Source organism: Arthrobacter sp. 05T442, from assembly GCF_056395945.1.
The window spans coordinates 1-19168 of record NZ_JBFTKM010000033.1 but is presented as its reverse complement, the minus strand read 5'-3'; the positions used below and the strand labels follow the sequence as shown (position 1 = coordinate 19168).

General features: G+C 65.9%; 23 protein-coding genes and 3 pseudogenes. 10 read left to right on the top strand and 16 right to left on the bottom strand.

Annotated features, from left to right (window positions below; genetic code table 11):
• A pseudogene (locus AC1DES_RS18715) lies at positions 1-319 on the top strand (hypothetical protein); the annotation flags it as partial.
• A 194-nt stretch (positions 320-513) separates the two neighbouring features.
• On the opposite strand, the gene AC1DES_RS18710 reads toward AC1DES_RS18715, so the two are convergent.
• Both AC1DES_RS18710 and AC1DES_RS18705 read right to left on the bottom strand, forming a co-directional pair.
• Positions 514-657: a 3-hydroxyacyl-CoA dehydrogenase NAD-binding domain-containing protein gene (locus tag AC1DES_RS18710; RefSeq protein WP_476897203.1), complete on the bottom strand. Its 144-nt coding sequence runs from the start codon at positions 655-657 to the stop codon at positions 514-516.
• 274 nt (positions 658-931) lie between these two features.
• Positions 932-1510 (bottom strand): DUF4386 domain-containing protein, encoded by a 579-nt coding sequence (locus AC1DES_RS18705; protein WP_476897202.1) that lies wholly within the window; start codon positions 1508-1510, stop codon positions 932-934.
• Positions 1511-1595: 85 nt separating this feature from the next.
• On the opposite strand from AC1DES_RS18705, the gene AC1DES_RS18700 reads away from it, so the two are divergent.
• Positions 1596-2270 carry a TetR/AcrR family transcriptional regulator gene (locus tag AC1DES_RS18700; RefSeq protein ID WP_476897201.1) on the top strand — a complete coding sequence of 225 codons (675 nt, stop codon included), beginning with the start codon at positions 1596-1598 and terminating at the stop codon, positions 2268-2270.
• Between the two features lie 176 nt (positions 2271-2446).
• Here AC1DES_RS18700 and AC1DES_RS18695 read toward each other — a convergent pair whose 3' ends face one another.
• Complete coding sequence (locus AC1DES_RS18695) at positions 2447-2662, bottom strand: hypothetical protein (RefSeq protein WP_476897200.1); 216 nt, start codon at positions 2660-2662, stop codon at positions 2447-2449.
• A 451-nt stretch (positions 2663-3113) separates the two neighbouring features.
• Here AC1DES_RS18695 and AC1DES_RS18690 point away from each other — a divergent pair, with 451 nt between their 5' ends.
• A complete protein-coding gene (locus AC1DES_RS18690) occupies positions 3114-3494 on the top strand; it encodes a hypothetical protein (RefSeq protein ID WP_476897199.1) in 381 nt (126 codons plus the stop codon).
• Between the two features lie 731 nt (positions 3495-4225).
• On the opposite strand, the gene AC1DES_RS18685 is transcribed toward AC1DES_RS18690, so the two are convergent.
• The 4 genes from AC1DES_RS18685 to AC1DES_RS18670 all read right to left on the bottom strand — a co-directional run bounded on the left by AC1DES_RS18685 (position 4226) and on the right by AC1DES_RS18670 (position 6607).
• Positions 4226-4756: a DinB family protein gene (locus AC1DES_RS18685; protein ID WP_476897198.1), complete on the bottom strand. Its 531-nt coding sequence runs from the start codon at positions 4754-4756 to the stop codon at positions 4226-4228.
• A gap of 173 nt (positions 4757-4929) precedes the next feature.
• Complete coding sequence (locus AC1DES_RS18680; protein ID WP_476897197.1) at positions 4930-5454, bottom strand: N-acetyltransferase family protein; 525 nt, start codon at positions 5452-5454, stop codon at positions 4930-4932.
• The gene (locus tag AC1DES_RS18675; RefSeq protein ID WP_476897196.1) at positions 5451-5801 is read right to left on the bottom strand and encodes an ArsR/SmtB family transcription factor; all 351 of its coding nucleotides are present in this window, start codon (positions 5799-5801) and stop codon (positions 5451-5453) included. Before AC1DES_RS18675 ends, AC1DES_RS18680 begins: the two co-directional genes overlap by 4 nt.
• 65 nt (positions 5802-5866) lie before the next feature.
• A complete protein-coding gene (locus AC1DES_RS18670) occupies positions 5867-6607 on the bottom strand; it encodes an aquaporin (protein ID WP_476897195.1) in 741 nt (246 codons plus the stop codon).
• 45 nt (positions 6608-6652) lie between these two features.
• Between AC1DES_RS18670 and AC1DES_RS18665 the strand changes: the two genes are divergently transcribed.
• The 5 genes from AC1DES_RS18665 to AC1DES_RS18645 all read left to right on the top strand — a co-directional run bounded on the left by AC1DES_RS18665 (position 6653) and on the right by AC1DES_RS18645 (position 10471).
• Complete coding sequence (locus AC1DES_RS18665; RefSeq protein WP_476897194.1) at positions 6653-7327, top strand: arsenate reductase/protein-tyrosine-phosphatase family protein; 675 nt, start codon at positions 6653-6655, stop codon at positions 7325-7327.
• 172 nt (positions 7328-7499) lie between these two features.
• A complete protein-coding gene (locus AC1DES_RS18660) occupies positions 7500-7922 on the top strand; it encodes an arsenate reductase ArsC (protein WP_476897193.1) in 423 nt (140 codons plus the stop codon).
• 35 nt (positions 7923-7957) lie between these two features.
• Positions 7958-9340, top strand: a complete 1383-nt coding sequence (locus tag AC1DES_RS18655) for an FAD-dependent oxidoreductase (RefSeq protein WP_476897192.1) — start codon at positions 7958-7960, stop codon at positions 9338-9340.
• Positions 9341-9382: 42 nt separating this feature from the next.
• Entirely contained in the window at positions 9383-9832 is a 450-nt protein-coding gene (locus tag AC1DES_RS18650; protein ID WP_476897191.1) for an arsenate-mycothiol transferase ArsC, read from the top strand.
• A 249-nt stretch (positions 9833-10081) separates the two neighbouring features.
• Positions 10082-10471, top strand: coding sequence for a VOC family protein (locus AC1DES_RS18645; protein ID WP_476897190.1), 390 nt, complete (start codon positions 10082-10084; stop codon positions 10469-10471).
• 303 nt (positions 10472-10774) lie between these two features.
• Here AC1DES_RS18645 and AC1DES_RS18640 read toward each other — a convergent pair whose 3' ends face one another.
• The 7 genes from AC1DES_RS18640 to AC1DES_RS18610 form a co-directional block, all read right to left on the bottom strand.
• A complete protein-coding gene (locus tag AC1DES_RS18640; RefSeq protein ID WP_476897189.1) occupies positions 10775-11650 on the bottom strand; it encodes a hypothetical protein in 876 nt (291 codons plus the stop codon).
• Between the two features lie 76 nt (positions 11651-11726).
• Positions 11727-12383 carry a response regulator gene (locus AC1DES_RS18635; protein WP_476897188.1) on the bottom strand — a complete coding sequence of 219 codons (657 nt, stop codon included), beginning with the start codon at positions 12381-12383 and terminating at the stop codon, positions 11727-11729.
• A complete protein-coding gene (locus AC1DES_RS18630) occupies positions 12380-13645 on the bottom strand; it encodes a sensor histidine kinase (RefSeq protein WP_476897187.1) in 1266 nt (421 codons plus the stop codon). Before AC1DES_RS18630 ends, AC1DES_RS18635 begins: the two co-directional genes overlap by 4 nt.
• Before the next feature lie 139 nt (positions 13646-13784).
• Positions 13785-14699: an alpha/beta fold hydrolase gene (locus tag AC1DES_RS18625; RefSeq protein WP_476897186.1), complete on the bottom strand. Its 915-nt coding sequence runs from the start codon at positions 14697-14699 to the stop codon at positions 13785-13787.
• A gap of 113 nt (positions 14700-14812) precedes the next feature.
• Positions 14813-16099, bottom strand: a complete 1287-nt coding sequence (locus tag AC1DES_RS18620) for an ABC transporter permease (RefSeq protein ID WP_476897185.1) — start codon at positions 16097-16099, stop codon at positions 14813-14815.
• Positions 16096-16794, bottom strand: a complete 699-nt coding sequence (locus tag AC1DES_RS18615) for an ABC transporter ATP-binding protein (RefSeq protein ID WP_476897184.1) — start codon at positions 16792-16794, stop codon at positions 16096-16098. The genes AC1DES_RS18620 and AC1DES_RS18615 overlap by 4 nt, the downstream gene beginning before the upstream one ends.
• 106 nt (positions 16795-16900) lie before the next feature.
• The gene (locus AC1DES_RS18610) at positions 16901-17491 is read right to left on the bottom strand and encodes a TetR/AcrR family transcriptional regulator (RefSeq protein ID WP_476897183.1); all 591 of its coding nucleotides are present in this window, start codon (positions 17489-17491) and stop codon (positions 16901-16903) included.
• Positions 17492-17633: 142 nt separating this feature from the next.
• Between AC1DES_RS18610 and AC1DES_RS18605 the strand changes: the two genes are divergently transcribed.
• Positions 17634-17852, top strand: coding sequence for a hypothetical protein (locus AC1DES_RS18605; RefSeq protein ID WP_476897182.1), 219 nt, complete (start codon positions 17634-17636; stop codon positions 17850-17852).
• A pseudogene (locus tag AC1DES_RS18600) lies at positions 17852-18133 on the top strand (MFS transporter); the annotation flags it as partial. The gene AC1DES_RS18605 and the pseudogene AC1DES_RS18600, both read left to right, overlap by 1 nt.
• Positions 18134-18265: 132 nt before the next feature.
• Here the strand turns inward: AC1DES_RS18600 and AC1DES_RS18595 are convergent.
• Positions 18266-18583 (bottom strand): GNAT family N-acetyltransferase, encoded by a 318-nt coding sequence (locus AC1DES_RS18595; RefSeq protein WP_476897204.1) that lies wholly within the window; start codon positions 18581-18583, stop codon positions 18266-18268.
• A 380-nt stretch (positions 18584-18963) separates the two neighbouring features.
• Positions 18964-19168, bottom strand: a pseudogene (locus AC1DES_RS18590) (TetR/AcrR family transcriptional regulator); the annotation flags it as partial.

The window sequence follows — 19168 nt, the reverse complement described above, 5'->3', positions numbered from 1 at the left end:
GTGCCGCAAACACCACCGCCTCAAACACGGCTCCGCGTGGACACCCGCCGGGGCGGGCAAGGACAGCCCGCCGGGGTGGATTTCACCGACGGGCCGGTACTACGCGAGCGAGCACCAGGACTGGGAACCACCCCACTGGCCGGACCACACCCCGGCCGCGAACACCCGCCCCAACGAAGGCCAGCCCACAGAACCGCAACTGCCCCGGGACCCCTTCCCGGACTGGCACCACTTCCGAGAGACCGACACGGACGACCCGGACTGGCCAGCACCGCTGGACGACCTCATCCCGGAAGACCTCCCGCTCCTAAGCGTGTGAGCGACCAGGGCGTCACCGGCCCCGGGCAGTTCAGGTGGCAATCCAGGATCCGCGCCAAGGTGTCGCTCCACATTGAGCGGCGCATCCTGAATGAGGTTGAATTCCTCCGATACGGCTTCGACAACAAGGCCCGCACTTCCGAAGTCGACGGCGTCTGTCGAGACCGCGAACCGGCCCAGGAGCGCGTCCAGATCCTACGTAACGGCACCTTCCTCAATGGCCCTCATCAGGGTCCCGGTGAAGCGGTCGTGGCCAGTTGCGGCTGCCGCCGCGTCCCGTTCGACGACGGTCACTTTTGCGCCGGAGACCAGGAAGGCGTAGGCAATCCCTGCGCCCATCCGGCCTCCGCCAACGGACCTGGTTGGCTGTTGCGAATACAGTCGTTTTAGACCGTACCGAATAGGGCGCGCCGGACAGTTTGCGGACGGGTCCTACGGGAATCCGCCGGTGCAGGGGTGGTAGTGGCCATGTCATGGTCCTTCGAAGGTGGGTTGGCCGTTGGGTTGACTCGCGCCGTTTGTGGGGGCTTGGCGGCGGGGCGGGGGTAATGCCTCGCCTAATTTCCAATATCGCGGGCGTGCTAGCGATGCGACCCGTCATCCAGGGGGGTGTTCAGGCGCGAGCCGTGACCGTTATGGCCGCGGTTGAGCCGAAGCCGCGCGCGATGAGCCAGATGGCGAAGATGATCTCGAACAGGCCGCCGGGAATGGCGGAGACAAGGCCGGCGCCGGCGACTCCGGCGAGTTCGAGGAAACAGCCGGCCGCGAACAACGCGTAGCCGACGAATCCCCAGACCGCGAGGAACCGCGGCACGAGGCGCGAGCGGTAGAGCGCGCCGCAGAAGAACAGGCTTCCGATACCGAGACCGGCCATCGCGACGTTGTACGCGAGGAAGTTGGTGTTGGAGACTCCGACGAGCAAGGCGATCGCGCCAACCGCGAGGAACGCGCCCTCGAAGATCCGGGTAACGAGGTAGCCGACGGCGACTGCCGGGGCGTGCGGGCGGAGGACTGGCAACATGAGCGCACCGATGGAGATGACGGCCGCCGAGTTGAGCAGCATCATCACCGCGCCGGTGGTGAGGAGCGGGCCGGAGGCGGTTGTCGCGATGGAGCTTCCGATGCCGTAGAGGAGGAAGCCCGCGAGCATGAGCGTGCCGACGGTGCGGGCGATTCTGCGTGCGTTGATCATGGTGTGTCCTGTCTCAAAGACGAAGCTGACCATACGGTGTAAGGTCGAATGACAAGACCGTACCATACGATGTAAGGTAAGGTCTATGGCAAAGTCAGAAACCAGAGAGCCGGTCACCCGGGAGCGGGCCATCCGGGTGGCTGTGACCCTCGCCGATGCCGGAGGTATCGCGTCGCTGAGCATGCGCAAGCTCGCCACGGAACTCGGCATCGAGGCGATGTCGCTCTACTACCACGTCAAGAGCAAAGACGATATTCTCGACGGGATGCTCGATGTCGTGTACTCCGAGTTCTCGACCCCGCGCGCCGGTGACGAGTGGCGCAAGGCCCTGCGCGATCGAGCGGAGTCGATGCGCAGCGTATTGGCGCAGCATCCCTGGGCGATCAGCATCAAGGCCCGAACCTCGCCGGGGCCGGCGACCCTAGGTCACCTGGACTCCGTGATCGGCTGCCTGCGCGCGGCAGGATTATCGATGCCCTTGACCGGCCACGCCATGTCGATTCTCGACAGCTATGTGCACGGCTTTGCACAGCAGGAGGCGTCGCTGCCTCTCGACCCTTCGGGGGACATCGGCGGCGCCACGAAAGACATCATGGCGCAGCAGCAGCAGATGGCGCAGGCGTTCCCCAACCTTGCTGACATGGCTGTCAGCCTGATCCTGCAGCCGGGCTACGCCTACGGCCAGGAGTTCGACTTCGGACTGAAGCTCATCCTCGACGGCATAGCAGCGGCGCAGACCGCCGAGTTGGTAAATCCATGACCTCTCTCGCCAGGTTTCCTGCACAGAATTCCCCTGATCCAGAACCCTTCGAGCGCCATCCACAGGTTCCCTGCCCTCAAGTTAGCCAGGATCCTGCAACGGGCTTCTGACGCCCCACATTTCCCCTCGATGAGTGAGGTGCGGAAAGCTCCTGCCGAATCTGCAGCCCTCACCTTCTACTTACGACACCGAAACCGCCATGCCGACCAGGGAAGCCGGGCCCGGGACAGGATGAGGATTCCGGGATCCCGCTCTAGATCAGCGCAGACGGTGTGGAGCTCGTCCACCATGAGCTGGTCTATCAGGTTGCGGACTTCTGGTCTGTTGAGCTCGACATGGATGGTCGCGCCGGCGTCGTGGATCTTGATCGTTTCACCAGCCGACCATGGCATCGCTGGTTACTCAACGTCCAATACCTGAGGAGCCACCAGTTATGCGCAAATGCAATAGGTGAAGTGTCAGTTCGTTCAAAGAGCCGCCTACGGATACCTTCCTGGCCGGTTCCGGGAATTCGCGGTGCCCGAATGCCCGCGGTACCCGAATGCCAGAGCCGTCCAAAAAAACCATCAGGGTCTTTAGTCCCTATCCGGGAGTCCGCCGCGGGCGTGAACTGGAAAGGTGCTCAGGGCAACAACCTCCGGAGCGACAACGGTCCTGTAGATCCGGACCACGGCCGCCGGCCAGGATCCCGGCGCGACGCCACCAATGGCTATCACATACATATCTCCCGGTGTCTTCCCGGGGATCGCGTCAGCAATCCGGGATCGTGGCCCCGTGGGCGGCATGCCTGCCCGGCGACGGCTCGGGGACCGGGGATATGGACTTCTCCAAAGGACAAAGTTCATGAAAAAGACTATTCGCATCATCGGAACAACTGCCGTGACGGCTGCTTTGGGTTTGGGTGCCAGTGCCCTGCCCGCCAGCGCCGCTGTCAGTGCCACCGCCAGCTCCTGGAACCAGTCCTCGTTCCAGAACAGGCACCAGATGCGGGACAACACCCGGCACGACACCCAGCGCGGCTGGTTTGACGGCGAGGACCGGTGGCACAGCAACTCCGACGGCTGGGGTTGGCGTGACGACGACGGCAAATGGCGTGACGACAATGACCATAACGGCTCGTGGACGGGCCATGACGGCTGCCGGCACGACAAAGACGGGTTCTTTGACCACAACGGGCAGCGGCACGACAACAACAGGCGCCACCACCGCACGATCACCTGGTGACCGGGCCCTGCTGAGGACCCGGAGAACAGGCCTGGCGGGGCGGCGGGAGCAATACCCGCCGCCCCGATCCCGCTCACCGGGGTTTCAACTCTGCAGGCCCGCCCGGACTGAATAAGGACGACATTCATGCTGGGGCCGTGCTGACCCCGGAAGAAAAGGGCATTCATGAACCAGCACCTGGGAGCGCAGATGACGGCGCGGTGCCGGCACGCAGCGGCGGAACCCGCGCGTCCGGCCGCTAACGACGACGGCGTCCGGCGCCGGCTCAGGGCATTGACCGGGGCCGCTGTGGCCGGCTCTTTTGCCCTGCTCGCGATTGCAGCGCCGGCAAACGCCGATGGCGGAGATGTACTGCGGACCGGAAGCGGCAGACTGCTCAGCCACGGCGCAGAGGTTCAGGTGCGCGTCAGCTACCGATGCGAGGAAGGCCGGATCGCCGGCGTCGGGATCTTCCTGACACAAGCCAGCCGCCACGGGCCTGCTGTCTTTGGAGGTGCCGGGTCCGGGCAACGGTCATGCACGGGGGAGACCGAAAGTGTGATCTTGACGGTCCGTGCCGGGAGTGGCCACTTCAGGCGGGGCTCCGCCTCCGAAACAATGTCCCTGTTTACCAGCGCACCCGGGACCCCGGATGAGACCGGGCAGCTCACGGAGACGATCCGCCTGGATCGCCGGTAAGAAACCGCGCCGACCACGTCCGCGAGGGACGCCCACCTTTTCGCGTGGCGCACCTAGCGGAGTGGATGGCTCAGAGATAGCTGGCGGGCGTGAAAGTCGAAGTGAAGCGTGGGGTACGCGTAGATGTCGTTGAGTGTCATGGCCGGGGCGAAAAATGGGTCCCACCGGTCCGGGAAGGGCATCGATCCTGATAGCGAGGTCGGGCTCTCACGTTCCAGTCTGCGCGTGATGGCGGTGATGGTGGTATCGAGTTTCCGGAGCATTCGGTGCCTGTTGTAGACGAGGGCAGCGGCCCGGGAACCCCAGTAATTCACGACGTCAAACGGGCGTGCTCCGGCATTCAGGACGGCGGCGAACGCTTTGCCGACCGGTTCGGGGAGCCTGACGAGGACGTGGACCATCGGAAGCAGGGCGCGGACGATCATGTATCCGAAAACCATGTGGAATAGCAGTTCTTCGTTGGTCCACCGCGTTCCGCTACTGCCGCGCCGAAGGTCCGCGGCCGTTGCGCTGTCGAGCCAGCCGTCGAGGGCGTGGCGGGCGCGGCTGTATCCGGCCATGATTTCCGCTGTGTTTGGTTCCACGTCGGGCTGTCCCCCTCTCCAGGATTGAATCCGCATGCGGTCCGGTAGTGTTCGCGATTCGTTGCTGATGGCTTCATTATGGGTCGCGACAGGGCGGGGCGGGAGCGTTGACGGCGTCAGGGGCACAAACAGTCTTCTGCGGTCGCCTGAGGCGGGGCCGGATCTGGGGCTGGTCAGATGGCGGGGGAGCGGCGTTCGATCAGGACGGTGTCGCGCCACTGCCCGGCGAGCGGCCCGTGCGCCATCCGGGCGATACGGTGTCTGCGTCCGACGACGACGAATCCGTTGGCGAGGTGGAGTCTGAGGCTGGCTTCGTTTTCGGGGAAGACGCTGGCCTGGATGGTCCAGATTCCGTCAGCCTCGGTGGAGTCTGACAGGGCCCGCAGCAGCGCTGCGCCCAGGCCCTGTCCGCGGGCAACGGCAGCGACGTAGACGGAGTGTTCGACCACGCCGGAGTACGCAGGACGGCCCGACGTGGGGGAGACGGCGGCCCAGCCCAGGACCCGACCGTCTGCAGTTTCGGCAACGAGCCGGTGGCGGGTCAGTTTCGAGTTGTTGAACCGTTCCCAGTCGGGCACCTCTGATTCGAAGGTGGCGTGGCCGGTGGCAATTCCTTCACGGTAGATCCGCTGCACGGCCGGCCAGTCGCCGTCGCGCAAGGGGCGGATGGCGAACGCGGACAGTTCCGGCGCGGTCACAGGGTCGCCAGGAGGGCGGCTGTCTGTTCGATGGCGCCCGGAACGAGGGAGTAGTACGCCCAGGTGCCGCGTTTTTCGCGGTGCAGCAGGCCAGCGTCGACCAGGATCTTGAGGTGGTGGGAAACGGTGGGCTGGCCCAGACCCAGCGGCCCGGTGAGGTCGCAGACGCAGGATTCACCGGAGGCTTCGGCTTTGACCATGGAGAGCAGCCGCAGCCGGTTCGGATCGGCCAGCGCCTTGAAGACCACGGCCTTTCGCTTCGCCTCCTCAGCACCCAGGGCAGGTATTCCTGCCGGGCCGCAGCAGGCTTCATCCGTGACCGGCTCGAGCATAGGCAGCGAGTTCATGTATCCATTATGCCTGAATATTGACAATCATCAATGTATGAGCCTAAAGGCGGGGCTGGTGAAGGTTAGGAGCTGGCCGTCTCGGCGCTGTGCCGGAGAATGACGCCGTCCGCGGCCCGGGCCGCGGCGGGGAACAGGACAAGGAGGAGGCCCAAGCCGACCGCCGCACCGGCCAGCTGTGCGAGGACGAAGGCGGGAACGGAGGCCGGTGCGATGCCGGCGAACGTGTCACTGAAGATGCGGCCGACAGTCACGGCCGGGTTCGCGAACGATGTCGAAGACGTGAACCAGTATGCGGCGCCGATGTATGCACCCACCGCCGGAGCGGCGAGGACGCCACGGGAGGTGGCTGCGAGGGCGAAGATCAGCAGGACCAGCCCCGCGGTAGCCACAACCTCGCCCAGTAGATGCCCCGTCGTTGCGCGCTCCTTGGCGGAGATTGAGGTGCTTACGTCAAACATGGCGTTCGCGACCACGCTGCCACTCACCGCACCCACGGTCTGGGCGGTCACGTAGGTGACCAGCTCCGGAAGGGTCAGTCCGGTACCGCTGCCTCGACCCAGGATCCAGTCGGCGAGGGAAACCACGGGATTGAAATGCGCGCCGCTCACGGGCCCGAGCACCAGGATCAGCACCGTCAGGCCCAGGACCGTGGCGGTGCTGTTCTGGAGCAGCTGGAGGCCGGTGTCACCGGGGGAGAGCTGCTGTGCGGCGATCCCGGAGCCGACGACGATGGTCACGAGCAAGCTGGTGCCGAGCAGTTCAGCGACGGCACGTCGCCACAGCGGCGGCTGGTTGGAGGTCATGGAAACAGCTTGACCGAAAGAATTAACTCAGTCAAAATTGAATCAATGAATATTGAGACAGTGGGCGGGTTTCGGGCGCGGGTGGCCAAGCACGCGGCCCTCGCCGATCCTGCGCGGCTGCGCATCGTTGACCTGCTGACCCTGGGGGACTTCGCCCCGACGGAGCTGCAGGCAGAGCTGGGCATGCCGTCGAATCTGCTGTCCCACCATCTGCGCACTCTGGAAGAGGCCGGGCTGGCAGTGCGCCACCGCTCCGAAGCCGACAGGCGCCGCAGCTACATCCGGCTTGCTGCCGGCGCTCTGGAGGGCCTGGTGCCGGGGGCCGCGCACGGTGCGCGCCGCGTCCTGTTCGTCTGCACGCGAAACAGTGCACGCTCCCAGCTGGCCGCCGCACTCTGGCGACAGGCCAGCGACATCCCATCGATGTCGGCCGGAACACATCCCGCCGACAGCATCGCCCAGGGCGCCGTCGAGGTCGCCAGCCGTCACGGCATGGACCTCGCCGGCATTCGTCCTCGCCAGCTGGACGCGGTGACGGCGGAAGGGGACTTGATGGTGACCGTGTGCGATAACGCCCATGAGGAGCTGGCCGGGCAGGGCGACCTCCACTGGTCGGTGCCGGATCCGCTGCGGCTGGGTACCGACGAGGCCTTCGAGAAGGCCTTCGAGGACATCGCCCACCGTATCAACGGCCTCGCTCCGCGCATGCTTGCTGCCTAGTTTGGCGTGGTGCGGCCCGCGTCACGCAAACATTGACAATCATCAATCTATAGTCCAATACTGTCTATATCGATCAACATCAATATCCCGCTTGGCGCTCCACCGTGTCTGACGCAGGCCCCCTGCCGGCCCGCGCTGCATCCGTCACCGAACTAAATCCAGGAGAAACTCCGTGAGCACCGAAACCGCCAAGAAGCCCTCCGTCCTGTTCGTCTGCGTCCACAATGCCGGCCGCTCCCAGATGGCCGCCGCCTTCCTCACCACCCTCGGCGAGGGACGGATTGAGGTCCGCTCCGCCGGTTCCCAGCCCGCCGACAAGGTCAACCCCGCCGCCGTCGAGGCGATGGCCGAACTGGGCATCGACATGTCCGCCGAGATTCCCAAAGTCCTCACCACCGAGGCCGTAAAGGAATCCGACGTCGTGATCACGATGGGCTGCGGCGACGAGTGCCCCTACTTCCCCGGCAAGCGCTACGAGGATTGGGTCCTGGAGGACCCCGCCGGCCAGGGCGTCGACGCCGTTCGGCCTATCCGCGACGACATCAGGACCCGCATCGAGGACCTCATCGCGTCCCTGATGCCCGCGGCCCAGTAACCAGCCCGGCACCTACGAACGAAACAGGGGACACCATGGATCCAGCGAAGAACCTTCCCGTTGCCGTGATCGGTGCCGGCCCCGTGGGGCTGGCCGCCGCGGCCCACCTCCTCGAACGCGGACTCGAACCGCTGATCTTCGAAGCCGGTCCTTCCGCGGGCGCCGCCATCGAGCAGTGGCGCCACATCCGGCTGTTCTCCCCGTGGCGGTTCAACATCGACGCCGCCGCCGTCCGCCTGCTCGAAGCCGACGGATGGGAATCGCCCCGGCCCACGGCGCTGCCCTACGGCGGGGAGCTCATCGACAATTACCTGACGCCGCTGGCCGCTGTTCCCGGGATAGCCTCGCATCTGCAGACCGGCGCGCGCGTCATCGCGGTCACCCGCCAGGGCATGGACAAGACCCACACACGTCACCGCGAGGCCGCGCCGTTCGTCGTCCGGGTCGAGCACGAAGACGGAGAAATTCGGGACCACACGGTGGCCGGGGTCATTGATGCCTCCGGCACCTGGTCCGCGCGCAATCCGCTCGGCACATCCGGGCTGCCGGCCATCGGCGAAGAATCCGCAGCGGAGCGGATTTCCTCGCCGCTCCCGGACGTCACCGGCCGTGACCGGGCCTCGTTCGCCGGCCGCCGTGTCCTGGTCGTCGGCGCCGGCCACTCCGCAGCCAACACCCTGATCAGCCTCGCCGACCTGGCCAGGGACGAACCCGACACCCGGATCCTCTGGGCGGTCCGCGGCGCGTCCGCCGACAAAGCTTACGGTGGCGGCGACGCCGACGGCCTGCCCGCCCGCGGCCAGCTCGGAGCCCGCCTGCGCCGCCTCGTCGAGGCAGGCACCATCGAACTGCACACCGGTTTCGGCATCAGCTCGCTGAAATCCCTCACCTCGCACCTGACCGTCGAATCCGTTGACGGCCGGACCCTGGAGGCCGACGTCGTCGTGCCCTGCACGGGCTTCCGCCCGGACCTGGATATCCTCCGGGAACTCCGGCTGAACCTGGACCCGGCCGTCGAAGCACCCGTGGCGCTCGGCCCGCTCATCGATCCGGAATTCCACTCCTGCGGCACCGTTCCCCCGCACGGCGCGGCACTGCTGGCCCACCCGGATAAGGACTTCTACATCGTGGGCATGAAGTCCTACGGCCGGGCGCCGACCTTCCTGCTGGCGACCGGCTACGAACAGGTCCGGTCCGTCGTCGCAGCCCTCGCCGGGGACCGCAAAGCCGCGGACACCGTCCAGCTCGAACTCCCCGCGACCGGTGTCTGCTCCTCCGGCGCCGGCACCAGCTGCGACGTTCCGGCCGCATCCGCATCCGCCGTCGCATCCGAGTCCCCGTGCTGCTCCGCTCCGGAGCCGGTGCTGGTCGGTTTTCCCACCGGACTGGCCCACGGCCGCTCCGGCGAAAACACCTGAACCGGACTCCCCGTCGGCGAACCGCGCCCGTGGATCGCTGGAATGACTGAACAAGGAACAATCAAGAGCATGACCGAGACCTCGAAAATTCCCAGCATCCTGTTCGTCTGCAGCAAGAACGGCGGAAAATCCCAGCTCGCCGCTGGCCTGATGAACCAGCTGGCGGGCGGGGCCGTCACCGTCTACTCCGCGGGCACAAAACCGGGCAAGTCGCTCAATCCCCAGGCCGCGGAGTCCCTGGCCGAACTCGGCATCGACATCACCGGCGAACACCCCAAGCCCGTCAGCGACGCGGTCCTGGACGCGGTCGACGTCGTCGTCGTCCTGGGCAACGAAGCAAAAGTCGAGCCCCGCGAGGGTCAGCGGCTCGAGGTTTGGGATACGGACGAGCCCTCCGAACGCGGCATCGAAGGCATGGAACGCATGCGCCTGGTCCGGGACGACATCAAGGCCCGGGTCCAGAAGCTGCATGCGGAGCTTGCCGCAAAATAGGCCATGCCCCCACCAGCGCCATCGCGAACACCCGTCGCAGAGGGAACCGCCAAGCCGGTAGCGGAATTGACCGGGCAACGGAACAGCGCAGACGGGCCTGATCGACGGACTGTGCGGGCGCGATACCGGCAGTCGCTAGTCCGGCCCCGGAGGAAAGCAGATCGCCGCCGTCGCCTCTCATCGCGGCGCTTCCCGAAGAAACCGGATGAAACAGGGAGACGTTTGCGCAAGGGTGGTAGGGTCCGGGACATGGAAATGCGCCTTGAGGTTATCCAGGTTCCGGTCTCCGATGTGGACCGGGCGAAGACGTTCTACACGGAGCAGATGGGATTTGAGCTCGACCACGATGTCGAACACATTCCAGGGATGCGGGTCGTGCAGCTCACACCGCCCGGCTCATCGGCGTCGATTGTTATCGGGACAGGAATGCACAGCATGACCCCGGGCAGCCTGGAAGGGCTGCAGCTCGTCGTGGCCGACATGGCGTCGACCCGGTCCGAGCTGCTTCGGCGCGGTGCGGACATCAGCGATCCCCACGACCTCGGCGGATTCCTCTTCGCCTATTTCAGCGACCCGGACGGCAACCGCTGGGTCCTCCAGGAAATCGCGCCCAAAGGTGCTTCCAACACGTCGCCCTAGCAGAGCTGGATCCTGTTCGTCTTCGGTCAGGCTTCAAAGATCGCGGCAAGATTGACGGCGTCTTTTTGTCCGGCCCAGGTGCCGGTCAACGTGCGCTGCCGGCTCGTTGCCCGGCAAGATCCAGCCGCCGGACACCGAGCAGCTGGAGGCTTGCGGTGCCGACAGCGGTGCCGGCGTCGGTGGTGCGTGGTGTGGCCGCGGAGACGTCAGGAACTGCATCGTGTTTTGGTCCGGCGCTCTGCACGACGACGGACTGGGCCAGGAGTGCCGTGCCGGAACCCGTGAACCACGGCTGGTCGGGCGCTATCTGGCGGCAGCAGCCAGAGCTGTTGCGTTTGCTGCAGCGGTCCGGCGAATCTCCTTGACCTGTTCGATCTGCGGGGCAAGTTCCTGCATGCGGGTCGTCACGTATTTGTCCAGGACCCTGTCCAGCGCCGCATGGAACCCGGTCTTGTCGCGGCAGACGGCATCCGTGACGGCGATTTTGAACTCTTCCTGCCCGCCCGCAGCCCGTCCGGCCTCAGCGGCCTGATGGGGATCCGCGTACGACGAGTAGGGGGATTCGTTCATGCACGTTTTCCAGTCCTTTATGGCTTTGTCGATGCCGGAATCGCCCGAGGTGGACAGGCTGGCCGGAAAGAACGAGTTGTAGGCGATGCCGGTGGCGAGCATGTAGTTTTCGGCGCTGCCGTAGATGGTTCTCATGGCTTCGCCACGGCATCCGCCGGACGAGGTGCCCGTTCCCTCGACGTGGGTCGTTGTTGCGGATCCATTGGTCCCGGTGAGGGCGTTGGTGAATGCCGGGTTGGCAAAGAGTTGGCCGTCTGCTGTGTCGGCTGTGGGTTCCCGCGGCCCGTGCGGCCCGATGCTGGCGTAGCCGCTGGCCTTGGCGGCGCCGACGGTCAGCCGTTTGAACCCGATGGCACCGTTGAGGTCCAGTGTCAGGTCCATGGCGGGGGGCGTGTAGTCGAAGCCGGGCTTGGCCATGCAGAGCCGGACAGCCTCCTGCATGCCCTTTTCGGCGATCGGATCGGCTGACGCGTAGGTCTCGGCCTGATGGGTGATCCCCGAGACTGGTTCCGGGGATGCGGTAACTGACGCGGCCGGAATGGCAGCCGCGGCAAGCGCGGCGGCGGTGCCGGCTATCAGGACGGCGGCGCCGAGAGTCTTCTTTTTCATGGTGGCTCCTTAGTGCGTTTGGCCGATGCGGTGGCCGGCCTACCGGGGGGAAGGCCTGGGCGATTGGTCTGAAGGGCTAGGTCAGTAGGTTCTTTTCGTGGGCGAACGCGACGAGCTGGATCCGGTTCTTGAGTTTGAGTTTCGCCAGGACGCTGCCCACGTGGGTCTTCACGGTGGCTTCGCTGAGGACGAGCGACGCGGCAATCTCGGCGTTTCCCAGGCCTTTGGCGGCGAGGACGAAGACGTCGCGTTCCCGTCCGGACAGGTCGGCGAGCGCCGCGTCGTTGCCGCTGGAGGGGGTGGTGTAGTCGCGCAGGAGTTCGTTGGTGAGAGCCGGGGCGATGACTGAGTGGCCCGCGTGCACGGTCCGGATGGCAGCGAGGAGGAACTCCGGTGTGGTGTCCTTAGTCAGGAAGCCGGCGGCACCGGCCTGGATGGCGCGGACGACTGCTTCGTCGTGCTGGATGGTGGTCAGGACAATGATCTTCGTGGACGTCCCGGGCGTGGCTTCCAGGATCTTCCTCGTGGCGGTGATGCCGTCCATGACGGGCATTCGAATGTCCATCAGCAGCACATCGGGACCTGCCTCCTGCACGAGAAGGACGGCGGCCTCTCCATTGATGGCGTCTCCGACGAGGTCCATGTCGGACTGGCTGCGCAGGATCATTTTGAGTCCGGCGCTGAACAGCGGCTGGTCATCTGCCAGGGCAACCCGGATGGGTGCGGCGGTCATAGCCTGGCTGCTTCCAGGACCGGCAGGGGCTCCCTGTCCGGGGCTCCAGCGGCTTCTTGGCGGGTGCCTGCCGATGGGAGAAATGCCAGCACCTCGAAGGTCTCCTCGCCCCGGACCGTTTCGACCCAGCCCGCCGCCGCTGCGGCGCGCGTTTTCATCCCGGCGATTCCCCGGCCGGCCAGGGATGCCTCCTCGTTTGGCGTGAGGTCACCCGCGGCGATGAGGGAGGAACGGACACGAAGCTCCAGGGACGTTGCCGTCCATGCCAGGTGCAGGCGCGCGCCCTTGCGCCGGTCCGCGTGTTTGAAGGCGTTGGTCAGGCTTTCCTGTGCCAGCCGGAAAACCGTCTGTTGCTGCAGGGGAGTCAGGTTCCAGGGCGTGCCCGTCGTGACGAGCTCGACCGGCATGCCGCTGGAGCTCAACCGTCCGGCAAGAACCCCTAGCTCTTCGGTGCTCCGCAACGCAGGGTCCATCGTCTCTGTGGAGAAGCCTTCAATCAGCCGGCGCGTTTCGACCAGCGCTGTCCTGGCGGCGTCAGCGATGACCCGGGAAGCCTCGTCGACGGCGTCCGGTTCCGTCCGGTGGACGAAGCGCATTCCATCGGCCTGCGCGACGATGACCGTCAAGGAGTGGGCGAGGACGTCATGGAGTTCCCTGGCGATTCTGTTGCGTTCCTGTTCAAGGGCAAGCTCAGTTGCGGTTGCCCGCAGCCGGGCCTCCGCTGCGAGCTGGGCTCGCCGGCTTCTCGAGGCGTTAATCACTGCCATCCCCACGGCCCAGGCCGCGAGGTTCAAGGCGGCGAACGCTCCGAAGATCAGAAAAGCGTAGGTGAGAGACCGCAGGAACCCCCTGCCATAGATCTGGGTGCCGAAAATGAAATTGATCCAGGTCTGGTCGGTAAACCAGTTGACCGTTGTAACGCCGGCAGAGACGACCGCTGCAAGGGGAACAATCCACCGGTTCCGGGTTTTCCAGCCGATCATGGCAAAGAAGATCACGACAGGAACCGCGGCGTAACTCAGCACTCCCGAGAGCAGGACCAGCGGCAGGACCCTCACGCTCTGCAGAACCAGAGCGGTGACGACGAGTACCAGAGCCGCGGCCGGCAGGATCTCGGCCACAGCGACGCCGGTCAGGAGGGCCAGCAGCAAGGCACTGTTCTGATCGAAATGGCGCTGCTCCAGAACAAGAAGCGTCCCCAGAAGCAGCGCAGCCGTAGCCGGTGCCGCCAGCGGCCTCAGGTACGTGATTTTCCTATACATGCCTTCACCCTAAGCAGGGATTCACAACCCCGGTGCGCAATCCGTCAAGGTTCCAACCGGAGGATGAGGAAGTTCCCCCGGAATGATGACGACTCCGCATCTCATCAGGGCAGCGCGGACGGGCTGTCCGCAGGCGACTTCATGCGGACCGCAGGTCATGGAGCAGGCATTGCACCTGCTCGGGCTGTTCGACGTTGGCGAAGTGGCCGCAGCGCGGGATGGTCACCAGCCGGGCGTGCGGGACTACTTCGGCAAACCGGATCAGGTCAGACGGCGGCGTGAACACGTCCTCGTCCCCGCGGGTTGCCAGGACCGGGCAGAGGATGCTGCGCCACTGGCCGAAATCGTAGCGGGCCACGGCCCGTGCAGCCGCGGCGAAGCTGGCCGGCCGTGCGTCGGCGCCGAGCCCGCGGATCACCCCCGCGGAGATGGCCGTGGAGTCTGCGAAGAGCGGGGATACCAGTGAACGCATCACAGGCGTGGTCCCGATGGCATGGAGCAGTGCTGGCCCTGCCGGGCCGAGGGCCGTCAGGGAACGCATGGCCAGCAGCATGCCCACAAACGCCGGGAACCCGGGTACGCTGCGCAGAGGACGCCGGGACGCCTCGGACACACCGAAGGTGGTGGCCGAAATCGCGGCTACGCTGATGGTCTGCTCCGGCCACGCCGCGGCAATGTGCAATGCCAGGAAGCCTCCCATGGAGTGGCCCACGAGGCTCCACCGCCGGTACCCGAGCGAGTTAAGTACCTCGATGACAGCGCGTGCCATCGCCTCAACGCTGAAATGTTCCAGCCGGGCGCCCTCCGTGGATTCACCCCAGCCCGGCAGGTCAATCAGTATCCGATCATGGGCCGGTGCACCGGACAGCAGGGGCCGGAACGTAGTCCAGGATCCGGCGGCGCCGTGAAGGTAGACATCCGGGCTGCTGGACGCGGGACCCCGGCCTCCGGTGCCCTGCTGGACGCGGACCGTGCAGGGCCCCAGTTCCGTGGGGAGGACATGCCGCCGCAACGTCGCCGTATCCGTGCGGGCGGTCTCCTGCTGAACACTCATGGCCACCTTCTGCTCTTAGTCTGTGCAATTGATTCGGAGCTGCAGGGCTGCCGGACCGGACTCGCCTCCTGCTGTCCTGAAAGGCCGGCCCAAAGTCGGTCAGCGGGCGCGGGTTATTCGTAGCGGAGCGAGTCGATGGGGTTTTGCCGCGCGGCCCGCCAGGCCGGGAGGGTTCCTGCGATGAAGGCGATGGCCATGACCAGGAGGACGACTCCGGCGACGGGACCCGGGGCGAAGGCGAGGATGTGCAGGCCGGCCAGATCACTGAGGGGACCGCGGGCGAGGGCGCCGCTGACGGCGGTTCCGAGCCCGATCGCGGCAGCGGAGCCGATGGCGCTTCCGAGGAAACCGATGAAGGCCGCCTCGGTGCTGAAGAGCCCGAAGACTGATCCGCTGCCCATGCCCATGGCTTTCATGAGGCCGATTTCCCGGGTGCGTTCTTGCACGGACATCAGCAGGGTGTTCACAATTCCGAACCCGGCCGCGATCAGGGCGATGACGGCGAAGGCGTCCAGGACGCCGATGATCCCGTTGATGACGGTCTTGACGGTGCCGATCCGGTCATCGAGGGTCTGGGCGCTGTAGCCGGCGGCGGCCAGCCTGCTCTTCATCTCCGTGACCTGCGCGGCGGTGGACGGGGCGAAGGTGGCCGTCGCGTCCGCCCATGCGGTCTTCGTTGCGGCCGGTGCTCCGGTGCCCTGGGCATCGGCAAGGGCTGTGGAGAGGGATTTGTTGACGAATGCGCCGCCGCCGCCGAGCAGGGCGCTTTGTTCAATCCCGGTGATGCGGGCACTGATGGGGTGCAGCGTCCCGGTCGCGTCGGTGATGCCGATGGTGGCGTTCTGGCCGACGGCCTGGTTGTTGTCCGTGAACCCCAGCGGCGCCACGTAGCTGGCGGGAAGGATGAGCTGGGGTTCGGTGCCGGAGTCGTCGAGGGCAGTGCCCGCCGCGAGTTGCGGCTGGGCACCGGCGAGGGGGCTCACGGAAAGCTGGTACCTGTCGCCGTTGCTCCATTGGACGTAGTCCGGGTTGAGCCTGATGACCGGCGTGACCGCGGTGATGCCCGGGATGGCGCCGATCGTGTCCAGGTCGGCCTGGCCCAGGGCCAGCTGGGTTGAGCCTGGCCGGCCGCCGGCCGCGAGGACCCGGGTGCTGGGGTCGTATTTTTTCGGCCCGGGGGCTGTATTGCCGCTGGTATCGGCCTTGCCGACGGTGAAGGCGTTGCTGGAGCCGACGGCGGCGACCTGGGTGTCGATGTAGTTCGAGATTCCGGTGCCGAGGCCATTGGTGATGGTGAGGGTGAACGCTCCGACGAAGATGGCCAGGATGGTCAGCGAGGTGCGCAGTTTGCTTCGGAAGCTGTTCGTGATGGCAGTCTTCAGGATTTCGAGCGGTTTCATGCCGCGTGCTCCTCGTCGGTGTTGATCAGCAGGCCGTCGCGGATATAGAGACGGCGGTTGAATCGGGCGGCCAGGTCGTGGTCGTGGGTGACAGTGATCAGGGTGATGCCATGGCGGGTGTTCAGGTCGAACAGGATGTCCTCGACGATGCGCCCGGTGGCGGTGTCCAGGTTTCCGGTGGGTTCGTCCGCGAACAGGACCTGCGGGGTGTTGACCAGGGCGCGGGCAATGACGACCCGCTGTTTCTGGCCGCCGGAGAGGTTTCCGGCCTTGTTCCGGGCCTTGTCGGCCAGCTCGAGCTGTTCCAGGATGGCCATTCCGCGTGCGCGCCGTTCACGGCTGCCGACGCCCGCGATCTTGAGGGGGAGGACGACGTTTTCCAGCACGGTGGAGGACGGGTTGAGGAAGAACTGCTGGAACACGAAGCCGAACATCGAATTCCGCAGCGCGTTGAGCCGGCGTCCGTTCAGGGTCTTCGCGTCTGTCCCATCCACCTGGATCTGGCCGCCGCCGGGGGTGTCCAGGAGGGCGAGGAGGTGCATCAGGGTTGATTTGCCCGAGCCGCTCTTCCCCACGATCGCCACGGAATCGCCGCGGTCGATCTCCAGGGAGACGCCTTTGAGGGCATCGAAGCGGTCGGGCCCGCGCCCGTAGGTTTTGGTCAGGTCTCGGGCGGCCAGGATCGGCACAGACATGGGGTTCCAATCAGGAGTCGGAATGGGGCGTTGGGATCGTTGGGCAGGGATCGCCGGGGCGCCGGCGGGCGCGCGGGGCGCCAAAGCGGGGCGCCAAAGCAGGGGGTCAGAAGTCGGGTGGCAGAAGTCCGGCGGAGATCCGCGCCGCGGCGTCGAGGATCTCCTCCTCGCCGGCATCGAGATCGCGGGCGGCCATGCCCGTCATGTTGATGATGAGCAGGGAAAACCGGACCCGCAGCTGGTCTTCGACGCTCGCGTCCGGAGGGGTCAGGATGGAGAACAATTCACTGACGACGGCGGCCATCCCGCCTGGCTGTCCGGGTTCGCCCCGGATGTCGCGGACCAGGCGGTAGTTGGCGCCGAGGAAGCGGAACATCCGCAGGCCCTGGTCGTGCATAATCGCCGACCAGCGGGCGAGCACTTCACGGCGCAGACCCGGGTCGGGCTCCTGCGCACGGGCCCATTCCACCAGGGCGGTGACCTCGGCCAGCATGGTCTCGATCAGCGCCTGGACGATGCTTTCCTTGCTGGTGAAGTGGTAGTACAGGGCGGCTTTGGTGATGCCGAGCTGTTCGGAGATCTGCCGCATGGACGTCGACTCATATCCCTGATCAGCGAACAGGCGCAGTGCAACGGACTGGATCTTCTCCCGCGTCCCGACTGCACCGGCAGGTGCTCCGGCTGCCGTGTCACTCATTTGTGCGACCTCTGCCTCCACTCCTAGGGGTTTCCGCCGGCCGACAGAATTGAAAACTGACATTGGTAACTAACCGGCCGGTAAGTACGATGCTAACCCTACGGCATGCAGGCCTTAGAGCAACTTCCGGAGGTCACCAGGCATGGAAAGAGACAGCCAACCTGGACAGACCCGGCTTGCGTCCCGGCGGATCATCACCGCGATGATCGGGCTGATTGTCGCCATGCTGCTGGCGCAGCTGGACAACATGATCGTTGCCCGGGCACTGCCGACCATCGTGGGGGAGCTGGCCGGCGTGGACCACCTGGCCTGGGTGACCACCGGGTATGTCGTCGCTTCGACTGTGGCCACCCCGATCTGATGCTTGCTGCCATGGTCGTCTCCCTGGCCGGCGGACAGCTCATCACGCGCACGGGCCACTACAAGGCGCTGCCCATCGCCGGGGGCGCGCTCCTGGCGATGGGTCTGTTCCTCTTCTCGACGATGGGCCTGGACACGCCTGCCTGGCTCGCCGGGATCTACATGGCCGTCCTCGGTGCCGGCATGGGCTGCATGATGCAGACCACCAACCCCATCGCCCAGAACAGCGTCCGCATCAAGGACATCGGGGCCGCTACGGGCACCAGCACTTTCGCCCGGAACATGGGCGGATCCCGGGGAATTTCCGTGCTCGGTTCAACCTATGCCAGCCGCCTGCTGAAGCGACCGCCGAAGAACTTGCCGTCTAAGACCCGGGTCCGGGTCCGTGGCCTGTCCGGTGCTGCTGTCCGGGTTTCAATCGTAGTCCGTGTCAGTGTCATCGTCCGCGAGTCGGCGGAAGTCCCTGGAGAGGTAGAGGGCCATCGCCGCTGCGTTGTTTTCGTCAACGGCGACCCTGACCGTGGTGCGGCCCAGGATGTGCAGGGCGTGCAGGCAGTGCCGGAGGAGTTCTTCGGCCAGGCCTTGGCGGCGGTGGTCCGGGTGCGTGAAAAGTTCATCGATGACTGCTTCGCCGTCGCGTTCGGCGATGATGATGGCGGCAGTGATCCGACCATCAGGTCCTGAAGCTACAAGGGATGCTGCCTCGGCGGGCCGGCCCCGGCCCTCATCCATGGAGGTGCCGATCCAGCCGAGACCGCCACCATTCTGCCGTGCGGCACCGCCGGCGTAAGCGTGCCGATGCAGACTGGTGAGCTCGGGAAGATCATCGGGTTCCATGGGCCGGACAGGGATGCGTGCCGGCGTGGTGTTCTGGTGTCCGGTGACTGCAACCAAGGTGATCAATGCGTTCATGACGGCGCTGCCTCCCCCGGTGCGCGGACGACACCGTTGAACTCAGTGTCCGGCATTGTGCCTGCGCGGGGAAGACACAGGAAGGCAACGATCTCCGGCGGACCCTCAGTGGTCCGTGGACGCTGATAGCTATCGCCTGCTTTTCGGCGAGAACGAGGACAGAGCCGGCTTGCCGAGGCTTTATGTCGGGTGCCTCCGGATCAGGGAGTGGTCGGGGCTCCCGGTCGCGGGAGGCGGGATGCGACGCCCGAGAGCGGGATGGTGATTCCCTCATCCAGTTCGGCTGCACCGTCGTAGTCGGCGAGGACCGGGGCCAAGGTGCGAAGGCGGGGGAAGTCCTTGGGCGGCAGACGGTGCAGGCCCAGGCGCAGAAGGGCTTCGTTTTCCTCCGGGTCGACGACGAAT